Here is a 22105-nt window from a genome sequence, read left to right on the forward strand (position 1 = left end):
CGCGCATCACGAACTAAAGAATGGGTACAGAGTGCATCGCATGAATTCTTTGCATCCCACAGGAGCATGACTATAAGTCAGTATCGACTTGCCTCCGAAGGATGCATACTTCACCTGAGCGCTTAACATGCGTGCTCACCTCAAATGGCGGAGGGGACATTGCCCACAGAGGAAAACACTTCGACATCACCCCCTCTACAGTCACACTCGGCGGTCGAGGTCACTTCATTGCGGTCCACTTTGCAAACGATCGCGCGCATTATTTCGACAGACCGTCGCGCGACGATCCTAGCAAGTGAAAATGGTGATGTACTTCTGGCCAATGCGGCAGCGCAGCGTGTCGGAATCCACGAACACCTCACAGACAAGTTGACTGCGTGGTCGACACATTGTCTCAACGCCAGACGCGCAGGAACTCAGACTATACAACCGGAGCTGGACGATAGGTCGGTAGAAGGGCTGCTGGTTCACCTACCCTTGGGATCAAATGAGGCTTATTTGATTCGCCTGTCGGAAACAGAGCAGGAAGCAGCATCACTGAGAAATCGGGCCCGCGCAGCAACCCTTCTGCGTGTCGCCCACGATCTCAAAACCCCAATCCAATCCCTATTGTCCGCATTTGAAGAGTGGTCCAATACCACAAGCACCGCCCCCAGAACTTTGCACGAAGATACGCGCTCGGATCTCGATCAAACTGCCCAACGGGCATTGGATCAAATCGATCATGTGCTGAGCATCATTCGCAGCGAACAAACGCCAGGACAGATCAACCCTGATGAAGCCTTCAGCCTTACGGATGAACTGAAGGGGCTCATCTCGATGATTAGACCGATTGCGCGCTCTAAGGAAACACTGCTCGAATATAACCAAACACCATCTGCAGATGTCTGGGTAAGTGGCCCAGTTCGATTTGTCCGCGCACTCTTTCAGAATATGGTGGACAATTCTGTGAAATACGGCGGCCCGAAAGTCGAAATCGGGCTTCGTTGCATAGAAGAACCCCTCGACGCAGAGCGCGCTGACGATGCCCAGCAACTCCGGATCCGTTTCGAGGTTGGCGATTGGGGAGGCGGGCTGCCTGTTGAACAAAAAGCGCGTCTATTGTCCGCGCTCGGTCATCCGTACAAATCGGCTGCGTCAGACACTTCGCCACATCGCTCCTCTGGTCTGACCATTATGTTACACGCCTTGCGCCAACTGGGTGGCACGATGGAGGTCTTGGACCGACACACGAATGGAACACCAGCGCAAATGGCTGACGATACACCCGTTGCCGGTACAATCTTGCGCGCTGAATTTAGCCTACTGTCAGCCACCCCACCGGCCTCTAGAGCCACGCAATCACATGCTCCGGCTTACGCCGCGGCAGACATGTCTCTCGAAAACCACAAAATTATCGTTGTTGAAGATAGTCCCGCAAGTCGCGACTGGTTGGTGCAGGTGCTACAGCGTGCCGGAGCAACTGTCTTTGCAGCTGGAAACGGAATGGAGGCGTTGGAGCTGTTGAGCGCACCGGAAACCTTGGACGATGGCCTCGAGCAATGTCGCTCAATCCTCCTAACTGATATGACCCTGCCCTACAACATGAGCGGATTGGACCTCGTGCAACGCCTCCGCGCGGCTCAGGATGCTGCGGAGTGTAAGTGGACCGGCCAAATCGTTGGCCTAACCGCACATGTGGATGATCAGTTACGTAAAGCCTGTCACGAGTCCGGCTTCTACCGTGTGCTGGACAAACCGATCCGCGCCTCAGCCCTGATTCAAACTATAAAAGAAGCCGGTCGCGTCGCACAAACCGCACTCTCAACCGCGAACACGCAACCACACTTCTTGCAAACGGGCGATTTGCTCGCACAGCAGGTAGTTGCAGATTTACTGGAACAGATGGGCAGCACTTCGACGCAACGCTTCATGAAGCGAGCATTGACAGAAGCGGAGGTAATTGTGGGTGATTTATTGGAGAATGGGGCCACCCCCGACAGCCGCCGTCAGCTACATGCAGCAACTGGAGCATGCGGATTGACGGGGCTTTCCAGAGCAGAAAAGGCGCTACGCGCCCTTGAGCTACGCCTCGAAGAAGACCGTGAACTCAACCGGGATCATCTGGAAGACGCCCGATCACTACTTGAAGCCACTCGCCACGCCATCGAGGAACTGGCGCTTGCGCAATGCGCGCTCAAACAGGTGCTATAAATACACTTATGGACATCCCGCCTTAGCAGCCACTAAAATGCGCCGTGTCGACGCAATAGGAGCTTTGCTCCGCAGAAAGATTAAAAATGACCGCTAGCGCGCCCAAACCAGTTCGAATACTCGTTGCAGACGATCACGCCATGGTACTGGAAATGTTTGAGCATTTCCTTTCTAACCTCCCCAATGTGACGGCAGAGACTGCTGCTGATCTGGATGAGGCGCTGGCGAAGATCGAACAAGGCGGAGCGTTTGATCTCGTACTTCTTGATCTCAACATGCCCGGCATGAACGGCACAAGCGGCCTCAGCAAAGCCATTGCCCTCAACGAGGGTAAACCTGTTGCAATTCTGACCAGCAACCCGTCGCAGAAAGTCGTTTCAGACATTTTGTCACTCGGCGGAGCGGGACTGATCCTCAAGACCACATCCCTAAAGGACCTTGGCAATGAAGTGAACTTCATCGCGGCGGGGGGGCGCTATATACCTGTCGACCTCATCGAAACGCAGCGTGTGAAGACACAAGATACAACCAGAACACCGCTATCGGATCGTGAAACCACCGTTCTAAATTTACTGGCCGAGGGAAAACCGAACAAGGAGATCGGCAGCGACCTCAACCTTGCAGAACCCACTGTAAAGATGCACGTAAAGTCGATTTGCACCAAACTCGGTGCAAGCAACCGCACACAGGCTGTGATCGTGGCGCGGGATTTGAACCTCATCTGACGGTCCTTTTACCCCGTTCGGAACTAGCCAGGGTCCGGTGGTTTTATTGTTCAACGGGTTCACACAGGCCTCCACACCACATGCATTAGTCTGTATGGTGATGAGTACATACTCTCGGAGGTAACCGTGACAAAGCCAGTCATTGTATTTGTGGGATCCGTCTATCCGGGCCAATTTGGCGGCCTCTGTGATTACCTGCGAAAATCGGGTGTCGCCGAAACATATTTCTTAACAACGCCAGGGCACCGAGCTCGGAACGTGGACCGCGGCGCGCATATCCTTGCCTTCCAGCCCGACGGAAAGATCGTTGGCGAGCAAAGTTACTACTATTCAGCTAAAGTCGAGCGTTCAGCACGGATTGGTCGCGGTGTTCTGAACGCATTAAGAGAATTCCAAAGCAAGAAGAAGATTGATGTAGTTGTCTCGCATTCGCTCTTTGGTGCGCCACATTTTCTCTATGATGAAATAGATGCCGCAATCATCAGCTATATTGAATTCCCTAGCTACCAAGCGCACGGCTGGGATCCGGCCTATCCACCCGACTTGGCGCAACGCATGGCCGACAAAAATACCGAGATGCTCAACTTCCATCAAGCGGTTCGAAGCGATCTGGTAATCTGCCCAAGCCACCATGCCAAGCAGATGTTCCCCCGCGCGCTGCAAGGCAATATTGAAGTCCAACTGGAAGGCTTTGATTTCGAAACCAACTCCCATGCAGCAAGAGCGAAGGCATCGGATGCGCCTTTCACCATCGGTTTTGCCGCCAGGGATCTATCCAGCGCCAAAGGATTTGATACCTACATGGGTCTGGTCAGCCAGCTGATCGATCAAAAAGCCGAAGCCCGCTTCATAGCGCTTGGCGGAGCTGGTGTTACCACCTACGGCTACGAGGAGCAGTGGGTAAGGCGAGAGCACAATGGGGCAATAGCCAATTTCTGCGAGCATTTGAAATCAGTTTACCCTCAGGCGGGCGAAGCTGTCGAATTCGCTGGCACGCTTCCTTACGAAGAGTACACACAGCGGATCGCCGACATCGACCTGTTCCTTTATCCGTTGAAATACGGCGTAGCGAACTGGGGCCTCGTCGAGATACTCGGAAGAGGCGCATGCGTTATTGCTCCAGATAGCGGGTATCCCACAGAATTGATCATCGACGATGTAAACGGTTGCTTGCTACCAAATAAGGACGCGGCATGGATTTCTGCGATCAAGGCATTGATGGAAGATCCAGATCGGCGCAAGCGTTATGGTGCAGCGGCGCGGATCATGTCGATCCAACACCATAGCTATGCAGCAGTTACACCGCGCTATATGCAGCTGTTCCGAAAAGCGATGCAAAACAGGAAGATGCGGAACCCCTCGTGACATCACATCGTTGAAAGCTTAAAATCGCGCTGAAACACTTAAGCCGAAAGTCTGGCTCTCATCCCCAGCTTCTCGCTCTATAGGATGTGCCACATAGAGCGAGACCGGTATATCGGCCACATCAAAGGTCAAAGACACCCCAAGGCTACTACGCCGGTGCCAGCCATCATCGATCAGGCCATCGCGATCGTCATCCAATCCCCAGCTGGTACCGACATCGGCAAAGATCCCCGCTAGAAAATTGGGGCCGTGCTCCAACTCAAATTGACGTTGTAGCTCAACTGATCCGACAAGATAGTAATCCCCACCCAAGACATCATCACCGTCTTGCGGCCCAAGACCGCGGGGAGCAAAACCGCGAAAAGCCTCGCCCCCGGGAAAAAAACGATCCACGGCACGGGGCGAATTTCCATCCATTCCAAGTACAGCGCCACCTCTTAGCCCTAACACCAAGCGCGTTCGGGGCTGCAGCGGCACGTATACTCTCCCACTGACGCGTGTTTCAGATAAAACATCATCTGTACCTAGGTTCCAAAAGAATTGCTGTAGGCTCGCCTCATACCCCATCCTCACAGCCTCATCGCCATCCAGATTGTTCAGCTGTAATCCAAATCGCAAATAAGGAGCCGTTACCTCGCCCAGCGATATCGCCTCATCTATCAGCAATGGACTTGCATCCGGTTCGACGCCTTCCATGCGGTACTGGCGCACCCCCATACCGACCTCAATCCGAATTCCATCGTCCGGTCGCCATGCCAACTGCGGCTCGATTTGAATGCTCTTTTGCGCATAGCTGCGATCGTCGTATTCAAGGTGCTCGCCATAAACGCTCAAGCCAAAATCAAGCCCTTCGCCTAAGGCGTCGTCCCAGATCAACCGCCCATCTAGTCGCTTGATTTCAGGGTTGAAACTAACTTCGAGCGCGCCGTAGACGCCGGGAAACAGGTTTTCACGCTCATATGACAAACGCGCGGTGACATCATCCTGAGAATCATAAAACAGCGCGCCAGACAAACGGCCCGGACGCGTATCAAGCTCAACCACGTCAATAATGAGCGCATCACTCTCTCGATACAGAGAAACGCGCTCGAATACGGCCGTGGACATCAGACATGCCTCGATATCGCGCAACTCAGCGTCGCTATAAGGTACGCCTGCCTCCACGCCACATGTACGCTGAATGTCCTCCTCAGGAATAAACTGCGCACCGCGAACTTCCACTCTGGAGCTGACAGCTCCCCAAAGGGGACCGGCCGCTGCCACTAAAGCAAAACCTGTCAGTCCCGCAATTACCTGCGTACATCGTGACAGGGTGGCGAAACGAATAGTGTTCATTATCATATTGGAGTGCATCTTTCATTGTCTTCCGCCGCATCGCTGCGGGAGCATAGTTTCAACGCAGCCGCGCCCTCAAAAGCGGGCGTGTCAGATAGCTCAGAACTGAACGCTCTCCGCTCTCGATATCGACCTGAGCAAGCATCCCCGGACGGATCGCAAATGTCTCACCATGGCGCTCCAGAAAATTGTTCCCGGTCCGAACCATGACGCGATAATAATCCTGTGGCCCCTGCGGCGTATCTTCTTCGACAGTATCCTCTGAGATCTGCGTCACAACGCCCCGCAGATCCCCATAGGTGGAGAAGTCATAAGCTGTAATTTTCACGCTGGCTTCCATTCCCGGCGCGATAAAGGCCACATCGCGCGGCAATACCTTGGTTTCGATCAAAAGCTGGTCATCGGTCGGGGTCACCTCCATGATCGGCTCTCCCGGCTGAATGACACCGCCCAAGGTCGTAATGTCGATATTATTAACCCGACCAGAGACCGGAGATCGGATTTCTGTTCGCAGAAACTCGTCTTGCTTTCGCACCACATCTTGCTGCAATGCGGTCAACTTAGCTCGTCGCTGCGCCAAATCCTTGTAGGCGTCTTGAACATACGCGTTGCGAGTGTCGCTGATTTTGCCTTCCAATTCTGCACGTTGTTGCTCGAGACGCAGTACATCAATGCGGCTGACAGATCCCTTCGCCACGAGCGGACTGGTAATATCGATCTGCTCCTGTATTGAGAGGCGCTCAGCCTCGAGCGCCTCGAGAGAGGCCTCCAATTTGGTTCGCCTCGCTTCAAACAGGCGCAATTCTGTGCGCTCTGCCTCGTCAGGGTTCTGTCCAAAATCGAGCTTCGGCTGCTCCAGCACCTCTGCTTCCAGCCGCGCCACCTCTGCCGCCAGAGCAGTAATTTCAGCATTGGCAGCGAGGAAAGCAGACTCGGAGCGGGTTGGATCGAGGCGGACAAGCACTTGCCCCTCTTCCACAATATCGCCTTCACTGACGAGCAGTTCTGCAAGGATACCACCCTCAAGGCTCTGGATCATCTGCATGCGGCGCAGGGGCACGACCCGGCCGTCACCACGCGTAATCTCATTGATCTGCGCAACCGACGCCCATCCAATTGCAAGTAGCAACGACAAGACGATCAAATTGATCATCAATCGTGACTTCCGCAAAACTTGACGGCGATAGCTCCCGTCCATTTGGCTGGGTGACGTGTCCATATCCAATCACTTAACAGCCTGAACCGGTTTGACTTGTGTCGTGTTCGACCGCGCAGAATTGAGGATTTGCAACAGATCACCATCCCGTACGACCCGACCATCCTTTAACACCACGGCCCGCTTGGTCAGACTCAACAGCTCTCGTTTGTGAGTTGAGATCACGGTGGTCCGTCCCTCCAGCCATTTGCTCAAGTGATTGATCACATGCATTTCGGTTAAATGATCGAACGCAGCCGTCGGCTCGTCCAGCAAGACTATCTTTGGATCTTGTAACAACACCCGCGCCAGACCAATCGCTTGCCGCTGTCCACCAGACACATTGGCGTTGCTATGAATACGTAGATCTAATCCGCGCACATGGCGCCGTACAAAGCTACCCAGTCCTACCGCGTCCAGCGCTTCCAATAGTTCCTCATCAGAATGCAACCCATGATCAAGCAGCAAATTGTCCCGCAAAGTACCTTGGAAAAGCGCCACGCTCTGCGGCAAATATCCAATCTGCCGACGCCGGTCGATTGGATCGATCTGACTGAGTGCAAGATCATCCAGCAATACAGTACCAGACTCTGGATCAGTCAGCCCAGCCAACATGCGTAACAACGTTGACTTTCCTGCGCCATTCCCACCCAAGAGGGCTAAATGTTCACCGGCGGGAATTTCGAAATTATGGATCGATACGACGGGCGGCCCTTCGGGATCATGGCGGTAAACGGCATCATCCAAACGATACGCCCCATTTATATTTGAGGCCCGCACAAAATGACGATCATCCGGGCGCTCCACCTTCAGGTTCATAATCCCGTCCAGCCCTTCCATTGCCGCCCGGACATGCTGCCAGCGTGCTAAAAGTCCTGCCACTTGCCCCATCGGGGACATGGCACGACTTGAAAGCAACGTACAGGCGATGAGGCTGCCCACCGTAAGGGATCCGTTATTGATCAGATAGACACCGGCAATCACCACGCCTGCATAAGCCAACTTTTGTACTGTCGAGACAAGCTGTGTTGTGATCGTGGTGAGATGCCGAGTCCGTACAGCAGTGTTCGCCATCGTGGCGGTAAGCTGTGCGTAGGCCCGCTGCAGGCGCCCTTCGGCCCGAGACGCCTTGACGGTCTCGAGGCTCGAAATGGTCTCAAGCAGAAGGCCATTCAACGCGGCTCCTTCACGCGTGTTTTCCTTTGATGCAGCAGCCAGTCGCCCTTGCATAAGAAGCCCTGGCAATACACTAAAAACCACGCCAGCCAGAACAACCAGAGCAACCTCACCGCCGATGAACCAAATCACCGCCACAAAAACCAAAACAAATGGAAGATCGCATAAAGCCGTCACGGTTCCTGAGGTAAAGAACTCTCGCACTGTGGCAAAGTCTCTGACCTGACTAGCAAAGGCACCTGTTGACGATGGTTGCTGCGCCAGCCGCATGTTGGCTACTTTTTCAAATAGACGCGCAGAGAGTGTCAAATCGAGGTCTCGGCCAGACACATCGACCAATGAGGCCCGCATGAGCCGTAGTACGAACTCTAGCACAATCGCAATGCCAACACCGCTGGCCAGAATCCACAGCGTATCGAAAGCCTGATTGGGGACGACCCGATCATAAACCTGCATTGAAAACAACGCCGTTGCCACTGCGAGTAAATTAGCCGCGAACGAGGCTGTCATTACATCCCGATAGATCCGCACATTTCCGAGAACCGGACGCAGCAACCAATGGCCCTTCTGCGGTTCTTTGCCATCCAGTCGACTGGATACAAGATCGATAGGCTTAGAGACCAGCAAGCGCCCGTCATAAGCCTCAAGCAGATCACCCCGATTCCATATTGCACGACCGCCAGCCGCTTCAGGGTCAATCACGCGTGCTTCAGTTGCCCCGAATGCCTCCAGAACCAGTGTGCGCCCGTCTTTGAGGAACACGAGGACGGGCAAACTACTTGCAGGGAACTTCTCCAAAGGCTCACGGCTGATCCGACAGCTCATATTTGCGCGCCGCAAGGCAAGACCGATCTGCCCTTCACTCAGCGGCTCATCAACCTCAAGCGCCAAGCCATCCGTCAACTGGGCCGCAGATGTGGAAATCCCATGAATTCGGCACAGTTCCAAAAGCCCCCGAACGACCGGATCTATGTACTCCAGATCTCTCATCGCATTCCCCATTGGCAATTCAGCGAATTTATAACAGTGCTCATAGTAAAAGCCCTCGCCTCTAGCCGCCTGCAGACAGGATTAGAGTGCCCAAGACCCCCAGATCTCTGGCGTTCTGATATTCAGTTCTCTTCCTGTCATCGTAGGTCTCAATGACATCAATCTGCGCGTCATAGAGGTCTCGCCCCGTTGACAACAGATCCACCAGTTCACGCTGCCCGGCAATGAATTGCTCTTCATAGGTGTCCAGAACCTTCTCGGCTTCAACGAGTTGACGCTTGCGAGCGGCTTCCGTTCGTCTCAGGGTTCCCAACTCGGCAAGCGCATTTCGTGCTGCGTTGGTTAAGTCTCGCTCAACCGCCAGGAGCGAGGACTGTGCCGCTTGATTGTCTAACACTGCAGCCTGCATCTGGCGTTTACCAAACCCACGAGAACTCAAATCGACGCCCGCAGAAATACCAACCGCCGTCCGTGAGCGCCCACCATCCAAACTTCCGCGCGCTTGTGCCTCTAGGTTAATTGTAGGCAACCGTTTAGCTTTAGCGACGCCAATATCTGCTGCGGTCTCATCCACAAACGCACGTGCTGAAATATAATCTGGCGCAATTCTTACCGCCGTTTTGAGACGTGAAGAATTCCCATAGATACGATCGAACCCAATTTCTGGTGGAGATATCGTTCTTCCCGGGCCTTGCCCAATTAGAAACGCAATCTGCTCTACTGCCCGATCACGGCTAGACGTGAGTTGCGACATCTCATCTCGCGCACGTGCAATTTCCAGATTGGCACGCGCCACCTCAGCCCGATCCCCTAAACCGCCCTCTGCACGGTTTTTTGCATGCTCTGCAATTCGTTCTGCAAAGCTCAGATATTCGCGAGTTTTTGAAATTTTCAGATGGAGCGTTTCAACATCAAGAAAGTAGAATGCGACCTGAAGCGTCAAATCCTCTACCGCCATTTTTAGATCCGCTACAGCCTGTGTTCGGACCTGCGTAGCGGCGGCGATCTGGTTACGGATCAACCCCCAGTCAAACAGAATTTGCGAAACCGTCAACGTAATTGCCGGTCCATCACTGTCTGTTGTACTGCTTTGTCCAGACAAGCTGAAGCTGGGGTAATAGGCATCGCGCGCAGACTCGACGTCAACGTTACGACTGGCAACCCGCTGTCGCATAGCAGTGACATTGGCATCGCGCTCAGCTGCGATGATCACCGCGCGCTGTAAAGACAAATCCGCAGTGGCGACCGTGGCTGATACGCTCGCACAAAATGCAAATATTGCACATTTAAGAGTCAACTTTTGAGGCGCAACTTGTCTCAGCCAACTATTCCAAAGACGCATCATAGCCCCACTTCGCTTTCAAATTCGGGGGTAAGCCCTGTCAACAGGTCTATTTCGACAGGAAACATCACCGCCATATCGGCACCAGCCTCAGCGAGAGGGGAGTCTTCGCCGCCAGTTTCTGATGCGTGGTGATTATCACCTCCAACCACCTCAGGCTCAGACGCTGGCATGAAGGCAGCGATGTCGTCGCTTCCACCAACAGACACCAGCCCTAAATCTTCTTCGGTGACCACCTGCCCGAATGTCGTAAACTGTTCCGTCACGTCGAGCACATGCGCGCTTTGGTCGAAAACGTCATCGCTTGGGGCGGAGCCACCACCTCCTGCGATCATCCCCGCACCTGAGGCAAGCCCTGTCCCGGCCAACAGCGTGATGAAGTCTCCACCACCCTCAGAAACCAGCGCGGCACCTCCAGCCTCGCTTTCGATCGCGCCTGCATCAGCGGAAACTGGATCTTTAAAGTTTGGGAAAACTTCGTTGTCTTGTGTGTCATCAAATTCAGCCGGTTCTGGAACTTGCAGCCCGGATACGACGATCTCTCCGGTGGAAGCCACGAGCGTGCTAAATCCCCCTTCCGGCCCCACAACAAAAAAATCTTCGATAAAAACCCGCTGCCCGTCCGCGAACACCACGGATAGATCACGACCGCTTTTGACAAGATCAGAGATTTCAGAGTGAGTGGAGTCTAAGCTTACGCGTTCTGGCGCACTCAGTTTCAGCACGCGGGCGATACTCGTAGGCGAATTATCTTCAACGCCCCCCAACCCGGACACCAATTCCGTCGCCATTGACACACCTCAGGCCTGTAAAAAGAATTCAAATATTGAGGTGATAAATTACCCCTCGTCTCCCCTCAGAATGCAAGTCTGCAAGAAAAAATGCAAGTGATTAAAGTATCTTAAAGTTTATTGACCTCCCCAGAAATAGGGATGCGAATCGCAGCGACGCTGCCTAATGGCGATTGCCCGCCGCTTGAAAGCAAGAAAACGTCACCGACTTTCAATTTTCGCATTTATTCATGCAGTTAATCTAACGTCAGATGTCTGCATCTCCGGCATCGTCAAACCCATCAAGCACTCCAGACCCACCGAGCAAGGTACCCAGTGCGTTTTCAACACTGAAATCGTCATCGGAAATAAATCCGTCCCCTTCAGCGCCAGTCGCATCATCCGGCTCGCCACCTTCCTGGAGGAACGAGGCAAGTGCGACATCGCCGGTTACGATACTGCCGGAGCCACTGCCCAAGATCGTGTTGAGCAACTGATCAACATCATCGACGGTCTCAGACAGAACCGCCCCACCACCTTCCAGCACGCCCTCGTCAACAAGAGTACCGCTCAACGCATCCACCCCGGCAAGCTCGGACAGTAGGTCTCCATTAGAAAGATCATCTTGTGGCGCAACGTCCAGACCAAGCAGATCTTCGTCACCAAGTAAGGCTTCAAATACATCTGCACTCACTGCGCCGCCTATCTCCAGCGTTGGGGAGACAAGTTCGTTTTCACCGACAGTGGCCACACCGAGCAAAGTGTCCAGAAAGCCGCCGTCACTTCCGGATTCGCTATCCAGTGCGACGACATTCTCCCCATCAGAGGACTCACTTGAGGAGCCACCCAAAACCCCGCCAAGCAAACCACCGCCACCCAGCAGCCCCCCTAACAAGCCGTCATCGCCGACAACGTCATCCAGCACACTACCAACGATGCCATCCTCGCCGAAGACACCATCCACCAAGCCGTCGTCACCAAGTAACCCGCCTGCTACGCCATCGCCACCGAGCACACTATCAAGAATGCCATCGTCGCCCACAACCGCGTCAAGAACTCCGCCCACAACCCCATCATCGCCGAGGATTCCATCTATCAATCCACCATCACCCTGCAGACCTTCGCCGCCAGCAACCGCATTAACAACGCCAGCGACAATGCCGTCCGCACCAAGCACGCTTCCAACGACGCCATCTTCACTGAGGAGGTCGTCAACCAGACCATCTTCACCCAGAACATCGCCGACTAGACCCTCATCGCCGAGCACACTGCCCAGCAAACCATCGTCACCTACAACCGCGTCAAGAACTCCGCCAACAACACCTTCCTCGCCTAGGACACCATCAACCAGCCCACCGTCGCCCAGCACACTGCCAAGCAGGCCATCGTCACCCACAACAGCGTCAAGAACTCCGTCAACGAGGCCATCCTCTCCAAGAACGCCATCAACAAGACCATCCTCCCCTAGAAGGCCGTCGACAAGACCACCACCGCCAAGCACATTACCCAGCAGTCCATCCTCGCCGACAATCACGTCTATGACATCTCTAACGAGCCCATCCTCCCCGAGGAGGTCATCAATCAGCCCATCTTCTCCGACGACAGCATCGAGTACATCGTCAACAAGACCATCTTCCCCAAGAAGACCGTCGCTAGCTTTAGGCGAATCGACTTCGCCACTTAGCGCGCTGCCGCCTACTCCACCGACGGCAGCGTGACCCTCAGCGGCAGTAGCGCTGGTCGCAACATTTGTCGGATCGCCTGCTGTATTGATTTCTGTGGAAACCTTAACCGAACCAAGTGCAGAATGTTGTGTATCGAAAGCAGCAGCCGCGACACTCGGGTTTAACGCTATAGCCTCTGCGCCCTCAGCGGCTGGCACCGTAATATCAATGTCAGGCGATATATCGAGATCTTGACCAACGGAGGCATCGACAGCAACAGAATCCGCGTTCTGGGGCGACGTGAGCGTTCGCTCACCTCCCTGACCCGCACCCGCCCTCTGCACATCATGTTCAGCGAGCGGATCTTGCGCAGCCAACGCACCATCGACGGCAGCGCTTTGTAGAGCGAGTGAAATACCAATTGCCGTTGCGGTTGACGACACGCCGGCAGCACCGCCCCCAGAACCTCCAGAAACGAACTTTTCTGGGCGAAGCGCAGCGCCGATATTGGCCGCAACCTCTACCGCCTCTTGGCGTTCATGCCCAACACGACTGTTTTTCTTGGCGACCAATACCGCTCTCCAAATCTAGCACCACGGGATCCCGCTCCATGGCATAGAATACCGCCATGAGATGGATTGAGCCCAGCACTCTCAGCTTAAGTACCACACCACAAATTGCAGGTCAAAACTAAAGGATGTAATTATACACCAGCGCCCCTTTAGTATATGCCTCCTCTATGATCGTGATGGCGCCAAGTAAGGACGACACCTAAAAGAGCGTATCCGATGGAAGTGTAAACATCCTCATTCAGGATGCCGGAGTAGTGTGCCCATTCATGGCGGGCGCATGATCAGAATTGGCGTAGATTTTTCGCCCAATAAAGCATGAACTCGGACTCACGTCGCGACCCTCAGCCACAGACGCCAACGCGGATGCCAAACCGTCAAAGCCACTGGCAGCTGCTTTTGAGGCCGCAACCAAAGCATCGATTCGTAAATCCCCGTCACCCGTCACTACGGCCTGCCCCGCATAAGATACACGATACGTCACTGTTCTGCCTCCATACTCGAATAATTTCTTAAATAGGCGAGCGGGCACAATTGCCTTGGTGGGGTGCAAGACCCGCTCGCCGGTAAAGAACTGCCACACCCTCGGGGGGAAGGCTCTGACAGCTCTTTGCTCAGGCGCAGACCGACAAAGGGGGCTTGGTCAACGCCCGTCATGACAGCAACCCGCTTACAGCAGGGCGCTCTCATTACTGCTGTCCGTCAGGCCACCAACAAGCCCACTTTCACCTAGGACGCCATCAAGCAAGCCGCCAACGAGGCCCTCCTCACCAAGGACACCGCCAAGCAGTCCACCATCTCCTCCCAACAGGTTTTCATCGTCATCAAACAAACCATCGGTGCCGATGTCGCCGCCCTCATCTGTACCGATCAAGCCGGCGCCCAACACATCACCCAAGAGCCCACCTACTCCGGTCACCGACGACAACAAGCCATCATTGCCTATGAGATCGCCAAGCAAGCCACCACTCCCTGTCACATCTCCGAGCAGACCGCTGTTACCGGTCAAACCGCCAAGAAGACCGCCATCTGCAATCACAGCATCAACGAGCCCTTCATCGCCAGCGGCTCCGCCATCGCCCAACACTGGCCGCCCCAATAGCGGCCCAAGCAGACCACCCAACGGACTATCCGTACCGATCAAATCCCCCAGAAGCCCTTCGGATCCGGTCAGATCACCCAGCAGGCCATCGTTGCCTGTTAGCTCACCAAGCAGCCCATCATCAGAGAGGATCGGATCAAGAACACCCGCTTGATCTTCGACACCGTCGGTGCCATCACTAGGATCGGTTCCGTCTGTACCGTCGGTGGGGTCGGTGCCGTCAGTAGGGTCGACATTATTGTCGCCATCATCGTTGGCCAAGGCCGCTGCCCCCAAAACCCCGAGGCCAGCTAGCGCAGCAATGCCTGCTCCTCCGAGAGCCCCCGCCATTCCCGCACTACCTTCGGCACCCTGCTCGAATTCCGCTTCTGTGCCATCTGCAAACATCAAACTATGGAGCGAGCCATTCTCGGCTGGTGTGTAAAATTCACTGACAGTGATCTGATCACCAGTCTTCAACTTGATAACCAGATCGTCGCCGCTGCGCACATAGCGCAGGACATCGGTACGCAGCGTGTCGACACGCACACTAATATCGTTCCCTGCTGAAATTACCTTGCTCACCGAAGTCTTCTCCCACCCGCCCAAAAGGGCAAAGCTCGCATTGATTCTATATTCTTTAGATATTTAATTACATACTTTCGAACCTAATCGCAACAATTTTCCAAGCTTCGATCGACCCGCGCCTCAAGTTGACACCTGACAGCAGGATTCAGGTTTCATCGCCAACCCTGCCAAGCGATGTGGTTGAAACCAACCGCGCAGAAGACAGGCGTTGTTGCGGAGCTATCACCTTGGGGTCGAGCCGATCTGCCGGGTTCTGCAGATTGCCTCCTTCGACTTTTTATGAACGCATTGCCATCGAACGTGATCCTGACCGCGCCTCGGATCGGGCCAAGCAGGATGCGTATCTGCGCGAGGAGATGAAGAATGTTTGGGAGAACCTGGGCCAGTTCGGTGGCCATGTCGGACAGGAGACCGATCATGCTCGGCATCGGGGAGGAGACGTCATCTTCCAGCAGTCGTCTCAGCTCACGTTGAAAGATATGTCGGCCGGTGCCAATGCGAATACCACGTTCCATCAGGAAGTCACGGGCCTAGTTGACCAGGCGGGTCCGGTTCTGAAGAAGGCGCTCCCGTGCCCGGTGCAGGGCCTGAAGATCGAGTTGCTCCGGCCGCTTCAAAGTCACGAAGGACATGGTAGGGCGCGTTGCGGCCTCCGCGATGGCTTCGGTGTTTTGGTAGTCGGTCTTGTGAAACTTCACGGAAGTCCGGACATACAGAGGCGACATCAAGCGCGGTTCTTGGCCCTGCTCGACACAGGAATGACCAAGGTGGTGGGCCCTACCGCACGCCTCCATCGCCACGATGCAAGGTGGAAGTCGCGACAAGAAAGCCTAGAGCCGATGGCGTTGGACGCGTTTACGTAGGACAGGCGAAAGAATACGGACGCTGGAGTTACGAATAAAAAAACGGCCAGCAAGGCTGGCCGTTAGTTGTGTACAGACTAGTGTACTAGCGTGCAGTTGGCGGCAAATCGAACCACCAAAAGAACGTAAATAGTATACCTAATGATACATACCCCTGCAACTTATTATTACAATTTTAGCTAACTTGAACAGGTGGGTAATTGGGGTGTGAACATAGCCACTGCGACTTTCCGCCGAACTTGGAACTGGGGATAAGAAACGGGCTACATGAACTCCGTCAGCAACTGGCTGCGACGGTAGTTCGGCTACTTACGAAAATTTATCTCGCACTGCATCACGCATCGCACTGCTGGTACGTTCACGAACGGCAAGGCGGACCTTGACTAGGGTCAGGATGCATTGATTTCGGTCGCACTGCCTGATTGACGGCTCCGAAAATGGAGCTGTGACATGAGCGATCTTTTCTGGCTGACCGACGCGCAAATGGCGCGTCTGGAACCTTTCTTTCCGAAGTCGCACGGAAAGCCCCGGGTCGATGACAAGCGTGTTCTGAGTGGGGTAAAGCTCATCAACCGCAATGGGTTAAGGTGGCGCGATGCCCCTGCAGCCTATGGCCCGCACAGTTGAAGGGGACCGTGGCCCCGGTGGGGCCGCGTAAGCCCCGGAAACGCTTTACAGCCGCTGGAAGCGTTGGAGAGAGAAAGGCATCTTCGCTCGAATGATGGTCGGGCTGGCTGCGGAACACGGCGAGGAGAAGACCGTGTTGATCGATGCAACATACCTCAAGGCACATCGAACGGCGACCAGTATGGTTGCCGAAGAAGAGCGCCTGCACAAATCGCAGTCCGCCATCAGCCACACAATCCGCCAACTGGAAGAGGAGCTGGACCTGGAGCTGCTCAGCCGCGAAGCCTCCCGGGTGCTGCGGCAGATGCAAGGGCTGCGCACCACCGCGTCCCGCCTGCGCGCCCGCGAAGAGCCGGAACTGACAATTGCTGTCAGCGCAACAATGGATCTGGCCCCCCTGCTGCCTGCGCTTGCGGATACCGGGCGGAGCCACCCGGCCACCCACCTGCGGCTGCGGATGGAAATGATGGGCGGCCCGATTGCCCGGCTGATGGAGGGCAAGGCGGATATCGCGCTCGCCTCCCTTGACGGGGTCCCCCTGGACGAAGTGGAGGCAGAGCCGGTTGCAGAGGTCACGATCCGGCCGGTGGCCGCCCCCGGCCTGGGCCTGCCCGCCAGTTCCCGGGCGTTGTCCGCATCCGAAATGCAAAGCCATGTGCAGGTGGTCGCTGCCGGCACGGGCGGCGCAGCCCATGAACAGAGCCGGGACCTGCTGCCGGGCGGGCTGAAATGGACAGTTTCAGACCTCGCAACCAAGAAACAGGTGATCCTTGCAGGCCTTGGCTGGGGCGGCTTGCCCGATCACATGACGGTGGAGGAGCGGCGGTCCGGGGCTTTGCTTTCCCTGAACCTGGAAGGGTTCCCGCTTCGCCGGACCATGATCTTCAAGATGAGACGCAGAGACCAGGCAATTGGCGTCGTTGCCGATGAGCTTTGGAGCAAAATCGGGTCTGCTAAGCCGGAGTAGAGCAGGAATCGTGCAGGACAGCTGATCCTCAGCAACTGAGGTGATCCTGTTAAATCTTTGGTTTTCTGCTGCAATGATGGCTGTCATCGCAGGCGCGATCTTTTCGATTGTTGCCTCTTTCTGGATTTTGCCGATACGGCACTCAGCCTTCCAATCACTCTGCAAACCTAGACGCGGTTATCTGAGTCCACAAACAAGTTAATTCGGGAAACTGCTCCCGAGAACTCTCCTTAGAGAACATACACATTGTCAGGCTGTTGCTCACCTACGGAACAATGGTGGAGTACAGCAATCATGTTGGCTGCCGCATTCGGCCGATTGTGTTGAAAAACTCCGTCGGCGGCTGCTGGACTGCAGAAACGCAGAATATTGTTCCCCAAATCGGTATGGGAGGTCAGCTTTCAAAGCGAAATCGCCAGCTATCGGAACGATTTCCCGCAAGATCAGATGCAGAGCGGCTCCATGCGAGTTTTTCAACACAATCAGCCCAAATACGACATTCATACAAGGTGCGGCGAAAGCGCTGCTGCGAGCGCGAAAGGCTTCCCGAAAGCAGACCTTCAGGTCTGCTCTGTTGACCCAGACAATGCTGCACCCGGTTTTAAGGTCAGCGAAGCGCAGATAGCGCCCTTCCGTATTAGGGCGGGTGTCAAGTGCATTGGCCCGCCGGCAATTGGCACACTGGTATCAATGGAGGTCCCAACAATAGTCTGTCCTTCTTTGTTGCGCGTTTGGCTGTACGTTTATTGATCCGAACCGGGATGATGCTTCCGTCCGTAGTCAGCGCTTAGGCTGCCAAATTATGCCTCGTCCAAGTGCAGATCCCGAGCGTCCATCTTTGCAGCGTGCTTGGAGGTGTTCTTCCAGCATCTAGTTCGCTTACGACGTCATCGGGGACTGCGTCCCGGTAGGGATCTCAAAGCGCACACATGAACGCGTGGGCTTTTTCCCTCATGATCTCAAGCTTCTAACTTGAAATCGGTTCCGCTCGGGTGAAGCGGAACGGCGTCTCATCACGCCACATGCGATGCAGAATTACGCCGATGCGCCTCGCCAAAGCGACCATGGCCCGGCGTTTCGCGACGTTGAGCGCCCAGGCCGTCAGCCAACTCGGGCGACCTTTGTGCAGCATGACCATGGCAGCCTGATAAAGCACGGTACGCAATCCGGCATCCCCGGCACGAGATATGGGGCCAATTATGTCTCGTTCACCAGATTGCTCTCGCCTCGGCGTCAAGCCCGCCCAAGGACCAACGTCCTTCGAGGAATGAAATCGTCGATGGCTGCCTTCACGGTCTACGCAACAATGGGCCCAACGCCGGGCATCGTCATGAACAGATGCCACAAACGATCTGTTCTGGCCTAATCTCCAAGCAGTTTCTCCAAACTTGCCAGCTCATGCCGCAGGGCTCGTCGCGCATCAAGTATCGGCTTCGCCGCAGCGTACAGCTTCAAATTGTCTTCTGCCAGCTCTATCACGCGCTCTGCAAATCCGCCCTTGGAAACTCGACCGAGTTTGAGGCCGAAATTCCGCAAGATACCCCGTATGGACAATTCAAGGTTTGTGATCGCCTGCACGATGGTCTTCCGGGCGGACAAAAGTGCGCGCATCTCTTGCGCTGAGATCGACTTGCAATGCACAGGGCGGAACCAGCCCATATGAAGCAAACGCGCGATGCCTTCTGCATCACGGCGATCAGTCTTGATCGGCATCGCTTTGAGGGCACCTTTGACTTGCCTTGTTTCCATCAAGACCGTTTCAAACCTGGCTTCGACCAGATGCCGATACAGCCATTGGGACAATGGCCCGGCCTCAAGCCCAATACAGGCTACATCGCCTTGCAGGGTTCGCAGAAATGCGATGAGATCATCGGGTTAACAAGCAGAAGTAGTCTCCTTGTGAACCTTCCCGCGGGAAGACAGAACACATATCGCGATGCTGTTCAGCGAGACGTCCAAACCAACGAAGAGTTCCATGGCCAAGCCCTTTCTCAGAAAAGAAACGCGCGGGAAGACCCGCCAGGGCTAACGACACAAGAACAGCAGCTGGTAAGCAATCCTCAATGCTGCGACCAACCGAAAGTCCCAATACAGCATCATTGCAAAGTCTAGGGCATGAGGCCCCGCCGTGAAGCGCGACCGGCCCTCTACCGCCTATTCGAAATGCTGCACTGCTGTCCGTTGAAGGAGGAGTTCGCTGCAACTGCGCAAACAAAGCTTCGGCGCAGTCGGCACAGCAGGGCTTCACAATACCTCCCTAATTCTACTGTGCCGAAACAATTTTCAAAAGAGGTACACACAGACATGAGACTCACCTAAAAGCTAGCTCAGCATTTCCCGGGCGATGATGGTTCGCTGGATTTCCGAGGATCCTTCGTAAATCCGGAAGATCCGCAAGTCGCGCAGGTAGCGTTCCAGCGGGAAGTCTCGGGTGTAGCCGTATCCTCCGTGGATCTGCAGCGCCCGGTCTGTGATACGCCAGGCCGCCTCGCTGGCATACAGCTTGGCAAAGGCCGAGTCCGTGGAATACCGTTCTCCGGTTCCCCGCTTGCGGGCGGCTTGAAGCCCCAATGCCCGCGCCGCGGCCAGTTCGGTGGCACTGTCGGCCAGCATCCACTGCAGCCCCTGGAAGCTGCCGATTGACCGTCCACCAACCTCGCGCTCCTTGGCATAGGACACAGCCGCACCCAGCGCCGCGCGCGCAATGCCGGTGGCCTGCGCGGCCACTTCGATGCGGCCGTTGTCCAGCACCTTCATCGCGGTGCGGAATCCGGTGCCCTCGTCGCCCAGCCGGTTTTCCGCGGGCACGCGGCAGTCAAACGAGATCGGGAACACATGGCCGCCGCGCAGGCCCATGGTTTCCTCGCGCTTGCCGATTTCCACACCATCAGTCTTGCCCGGTTCCACCACAAAGGCGCTGACTCCGCGAGCACCGACTGCGCTGTCGGTCTTGGCATAGACTACGATGAAATCAGCCTCTCCCGCATTGGAGATGAAGCATTTGGAGCCCTTCAGCCAGTAGCCGTCGCCGTCGCGGGTGGCGGTGCTGCGCATGTCCGCAGGATTGGAGCCAGCCATCGGTTCCGTGAGGGCGAAGGCCCCCAGCGTCTGGCCCGCCGCTGCGGCGGGCAGAATGCGCTGCTGCAGCGCCTCATCCGCACCCAGAAGCAGCGAATCCGTGGCTAGGAAATGCGCCGTCAGCATCGAGGCGGTAGAGCCGCAGGCCGCCGCGACAGCCTCCACCGCGCAATAGAGCGCAGGCCCGGATAGACCGATGCCGCCATGGGCTTCGGGCAGGTTCATCCCCATGATGCCCATCTCAGCCAGTGCCGGAAGATGCAAGGTTGCAAATTGGGACTTTGCATCGATCGCGGCAGAGGCAGGCGCCAGCACCTCGTTCGAAAACCGCTCGATCTGGCCGATGACGGCCTGTTCTTCGCTGTTCAGATCAATGCTCATCGGGGCTCTCCCTGTTTTGCCGCAGTTGTTGCAGAATGTCCTGAGTGTGTGCGCCCAGAGCGGGCGCTGACTGGCGTCCGCCCCGCGGCGCGGCGCTGAAATGCACCGGCTGCTCCGGCACCGTTACCGTTCCAAGAATGGGGTGCTCTACCACCGAGGCCAGCCCCCGCGCCTGCGCCTGCGTCGAGCCCCAGGCCTCGGGCACCGAACAGAGGGTCGCGGCCGGAATGCGTGCCTCGGACAAAATCGCTACTGCGTTCTGCGCGCTGCGGGCCGCAGCCCAGCGTTCGATATGCTGCGCCAGCGCGGGTTCGTTCTGCCGCCGCAGGGAATCGCCAAGAAAACGCGGATCCTCCGCCAGCTCCGGCCCGCCGATGGCTTCTGCAAAGCGCGCAAACATCCGGTCATTCAGCACTGCGACCGTGAAACTGCCATCCGCGGCCGAATAGGTGCCGAAGGGTGCCGACAGCGCGTGTTTGCTGCCCGTCCGCTTTGGCGTTTCACCCGCCATCAGTGCCCGGCAGGCCGCCACCGGCATCATCGACACCAGCGAGTCATAAAGCGCCAAATCAACATGCTGCCCTCTGCCGCTGCGTTTCCGGTCAAACAGCGCCACCATCGCTCCGAAAGCCGCGAACATGCCGCCTGCAACGTCGGCAAAGGCATCTCCGGCCATCATCGGCGGGCCGTCCTCGGCGCCGGTCATATCCATTAGCCCACTCATCGCCTGGATGATGACGTCATAGGCCGGCAGCATCCGGTTCGGTCCTGTCTGGCCGAACCCGGACACAGAAACATAGACCAGCCGGGGACAGGCCGCGCACAGTTTCTCCGCACCCAGCCCGAACCGCTCCATCACGCCGGGGCGGAAGTTTTCGACCAGCACGTCGCACTCTTCCGCCAGCGCCCGTGCCGCCGCAGTCCCGTCCTCGGATTTCAAATCCAGAACGATGGATTTCTTGCCGCGGTTCACCGATTGGAACAGCAGGCTTTCGCCGTCCTTGAACGGGCCGATGTGGCGGTAGTCATCGCCCGCGGGCGGCTCCACCTTGATCACCTCTGCGCCCAGATCGGCCATCAGCGCTGTGCAGTAGGGCCCGGCTAGAACCCGGGAAAAGTCCAGAACCCGGATCCCCTCCAGCGGCTTGCGGCCTGCCGTTTTGTCATCTTCGAACATGCGCCCCCCATCAATTGCT

General features: G+C 55.9%; 14 protein-coding genes and 2 pseudogenes. 6 read left to right on the forward strand and 10 right to left on the reverse strand.

From position 1 onward, the window contains the following. Nucleotides 1-240: 240 nt before the first annotated feature. The 3 genes from K529_RS17600 (at nt 241) to K529_RS17610 (ending at nt 4283) form a co-directional block, all read left to right on the forward strand. Nucleotides 241-2193, forward strand: a complete 1953-nt coding sequence (locus tag K529_RS17600; RefSeq protein WP_227512354.1) for an ATP-binding response regulator — start codon at nt 241-243, stop codon at nt 2191-2193. Nucleotides 2194-2279: 86 nt separating this feature from the next. Continuing rightward, nucleotides 2280-2918 (forward strand): response regulator transcription factor, encoded by a 639-nt coding sequence (locus K529_RS17605; RefSeq protein WP_040641406.1) that lies wholly within the window; start codon nt 2280-2282, stop codon nt 2916-2918. 126 nt (nt 2919-3044) lie between these two features. Continuing rightward, nucleotides 3045-4283: a glycosyltransferase gene (locus tag K529_RS17610; protein ID WP_005611437.1), complete on the forward strand. Its 1239-nt coding sequence runs from the start codon at nt 3045-3047 to the stop codon at nt 4281-4283. 18 nt (nt 4284-4301) lie between these two features. On the opposite strand, the gene K529_RS17615 is transcribed toward K529_RS17610, so the two are convergent. The 7 genes from K529_RS17615 to K529_RS17645 all read right to left on the reverse strand — a co-directional run bounded on the left by K529_RS17615 (nt 4302) and on the right by K529_RS17645 (nt 14990). Beyond that, nucleotides 4302-5624, reverse strand: a complete 1323-nt coding sequence (locus K529_RS17615) for a BamA/TamA family outer membrane protein (protein WP_227512500.1) — start codon at nt 5622-5624, stop codon at nt 4302-4304. Nucleotides 5625-5676: 52 nt separating this feature from the next. Next, nucleotides 5677-6771 carry an HlyD family efflux transporter periplasmic adaptor subunit gene (locus K529_RS17620; protein WP_005611432.1) on the reverse strand — a complete coding sequence of 365 codons (1095 nt, stop codon included), beginning with the start codon at nt 6769-6771 and terminating at the stop codon, nt 5677-5679. 72 nt (nt 6772-6843) lie between these two features. Next, a complete protein-coding gene (locus K529_RS17625; protein WP_040641402.1) occupies nt 6844-8991 on the reverse strand; it encodes a type I secretion system permease/ATPase in 2148 nt (715 codons plus the stop codon). A 49-nt stretch (nt 8992-9040) separates the two neighbouring features. After that, the gene (locus K529_RS17630) at nt 9041-10324 is read right to left on the reverse strand and encodes a TolC family protein (RefSeq protein ID WP_005611422.1); all 1284 of its coding nucleotides are present in this window, start codon (nt 10322-10324) and stop codon (nt 9041-9043) included. Next, on the reverse strand, nt 10321-11112 hold the full coding sequence (locus K529_RS17635; protein ID WP_005611420.1) for a BapA/Bap/LapF family prefix-like domain-containing protein: 792 nt from the start codon (nt 11110-11112) through the stop codon (nt 10321-10323). Before K529_RS17635 ends, K529_RS17630 begins: the two co-directional genes overlap by 4 nt. A gap of 247 nt (nt 11113-11359) precedes the next feature. Beyond that, entirely contained in the window at nt 11360-13327 is a 1968-nt protein-coding gene (locus K529_RS17640) for a hypothetical protein (RefSeq protein ID WP_005611416.1), read from the reverse strand. 667 nt (nt 13328-13994) lie between these two features. Further along, nucleotides 13995-14990 (reverse strand): BapA/Bap/LapF family prefix-like domain-containing protein, encoded by a 996-nt coding sequence (locus tag K529_RS17645; RefSeq protein ID WP_046002877.1) that lies wholly within the window; start codon nt 14988-14990, stop codon nt 13995-13997. Nucleotides 14991-15253: 263 nt separating this feature from the next. Between K529_RS17645 and K529_RS24135 the strand changes: the two genes are divergently transcribed. From K529_RS24135 to K529_RS17660, 3 genes and pseudogenes are all read left to right on the forward strand, one after another. Next, nucleotides 15254-15856, forward strand: a complete 603-nt coding sequence (locus K529_RS24135) for a hypothetical protein (protein ID WP_040641400.1) — start codon at nt 15254-15256, stop codon at nt 15854-15856. A gap of 450 nt (nt 15857-16306) precedes the next feature. Then, a pseudogene (locus K529_RS23550) lies at nt 16307-16667 on the forward strand (transposase); the annotation flags it as partial. Further along, on the forward strand, nt 16665-17450 hold the full coding sequence (locus tag K529_RS17660; protein WP_065317506.1) for a LysR substrate-binding domain-containing protein: 786 nt from the start codon (nt 16665-16667) through the stop codon (nt 17448-17450). The pseudogene K529_RS23550 and the gene K529_RS17660, both read left to right, overlap by 3 nt. Before the next feature lie 967 nt (nt 17451-18417). On the opposite strand, the pseudogene K529_RS17670 reads toward K529_RS17660, so the two are convergent. The 3 genes and pseudogenes from K529_RS17670 to K529_RS17680 form a co-directional block, all read right to left on the reverse strand. Then, nucleotides 18418-19427 (reverse strand): annotated as a pseudogene (locus K529_RS17670) (IS110 family RNA-guided transposase). A gap of 345 nt (nt 19428-19772) precedes the next feature. Further along, nucleotides 19773-20909, reverse strand: a complete 1137-nt coding sequence (locus tag K529_RS17675; RefSeq protein ID WP_046002887.1) for an acyl-CoA dehydrogenase family protein — start codon at nt 20907-20909, stop codon at nt 19773-19775. Then, complete coding sequence (locus K529_RS17680; protein ID WP_046002886.1) at nt 20899-22086, reverse strand: CaiB/BaiF CoA transferase family protein; 1188 nt, start codon at nt 22084-22086, stop codon at nt 20899-20901. The genes K529_RS17675 and K529_RS17680 overlap by 11 nt, the downstream gene beginning before the upstream one ends. Between the last annotated feature and the right edge of the window lie 19 nt (nt 22087-22105).

This window comes from Tritonibacter mobilis F1926 (assembly GCF_000376545.2).
Classification (GTDB): Bacteria; Pseudomonadota; Alphaproteobacteria; order Rhodobacterales; family Rhodobacteraceae; genus Epibacterium; species Epibacterium mobile.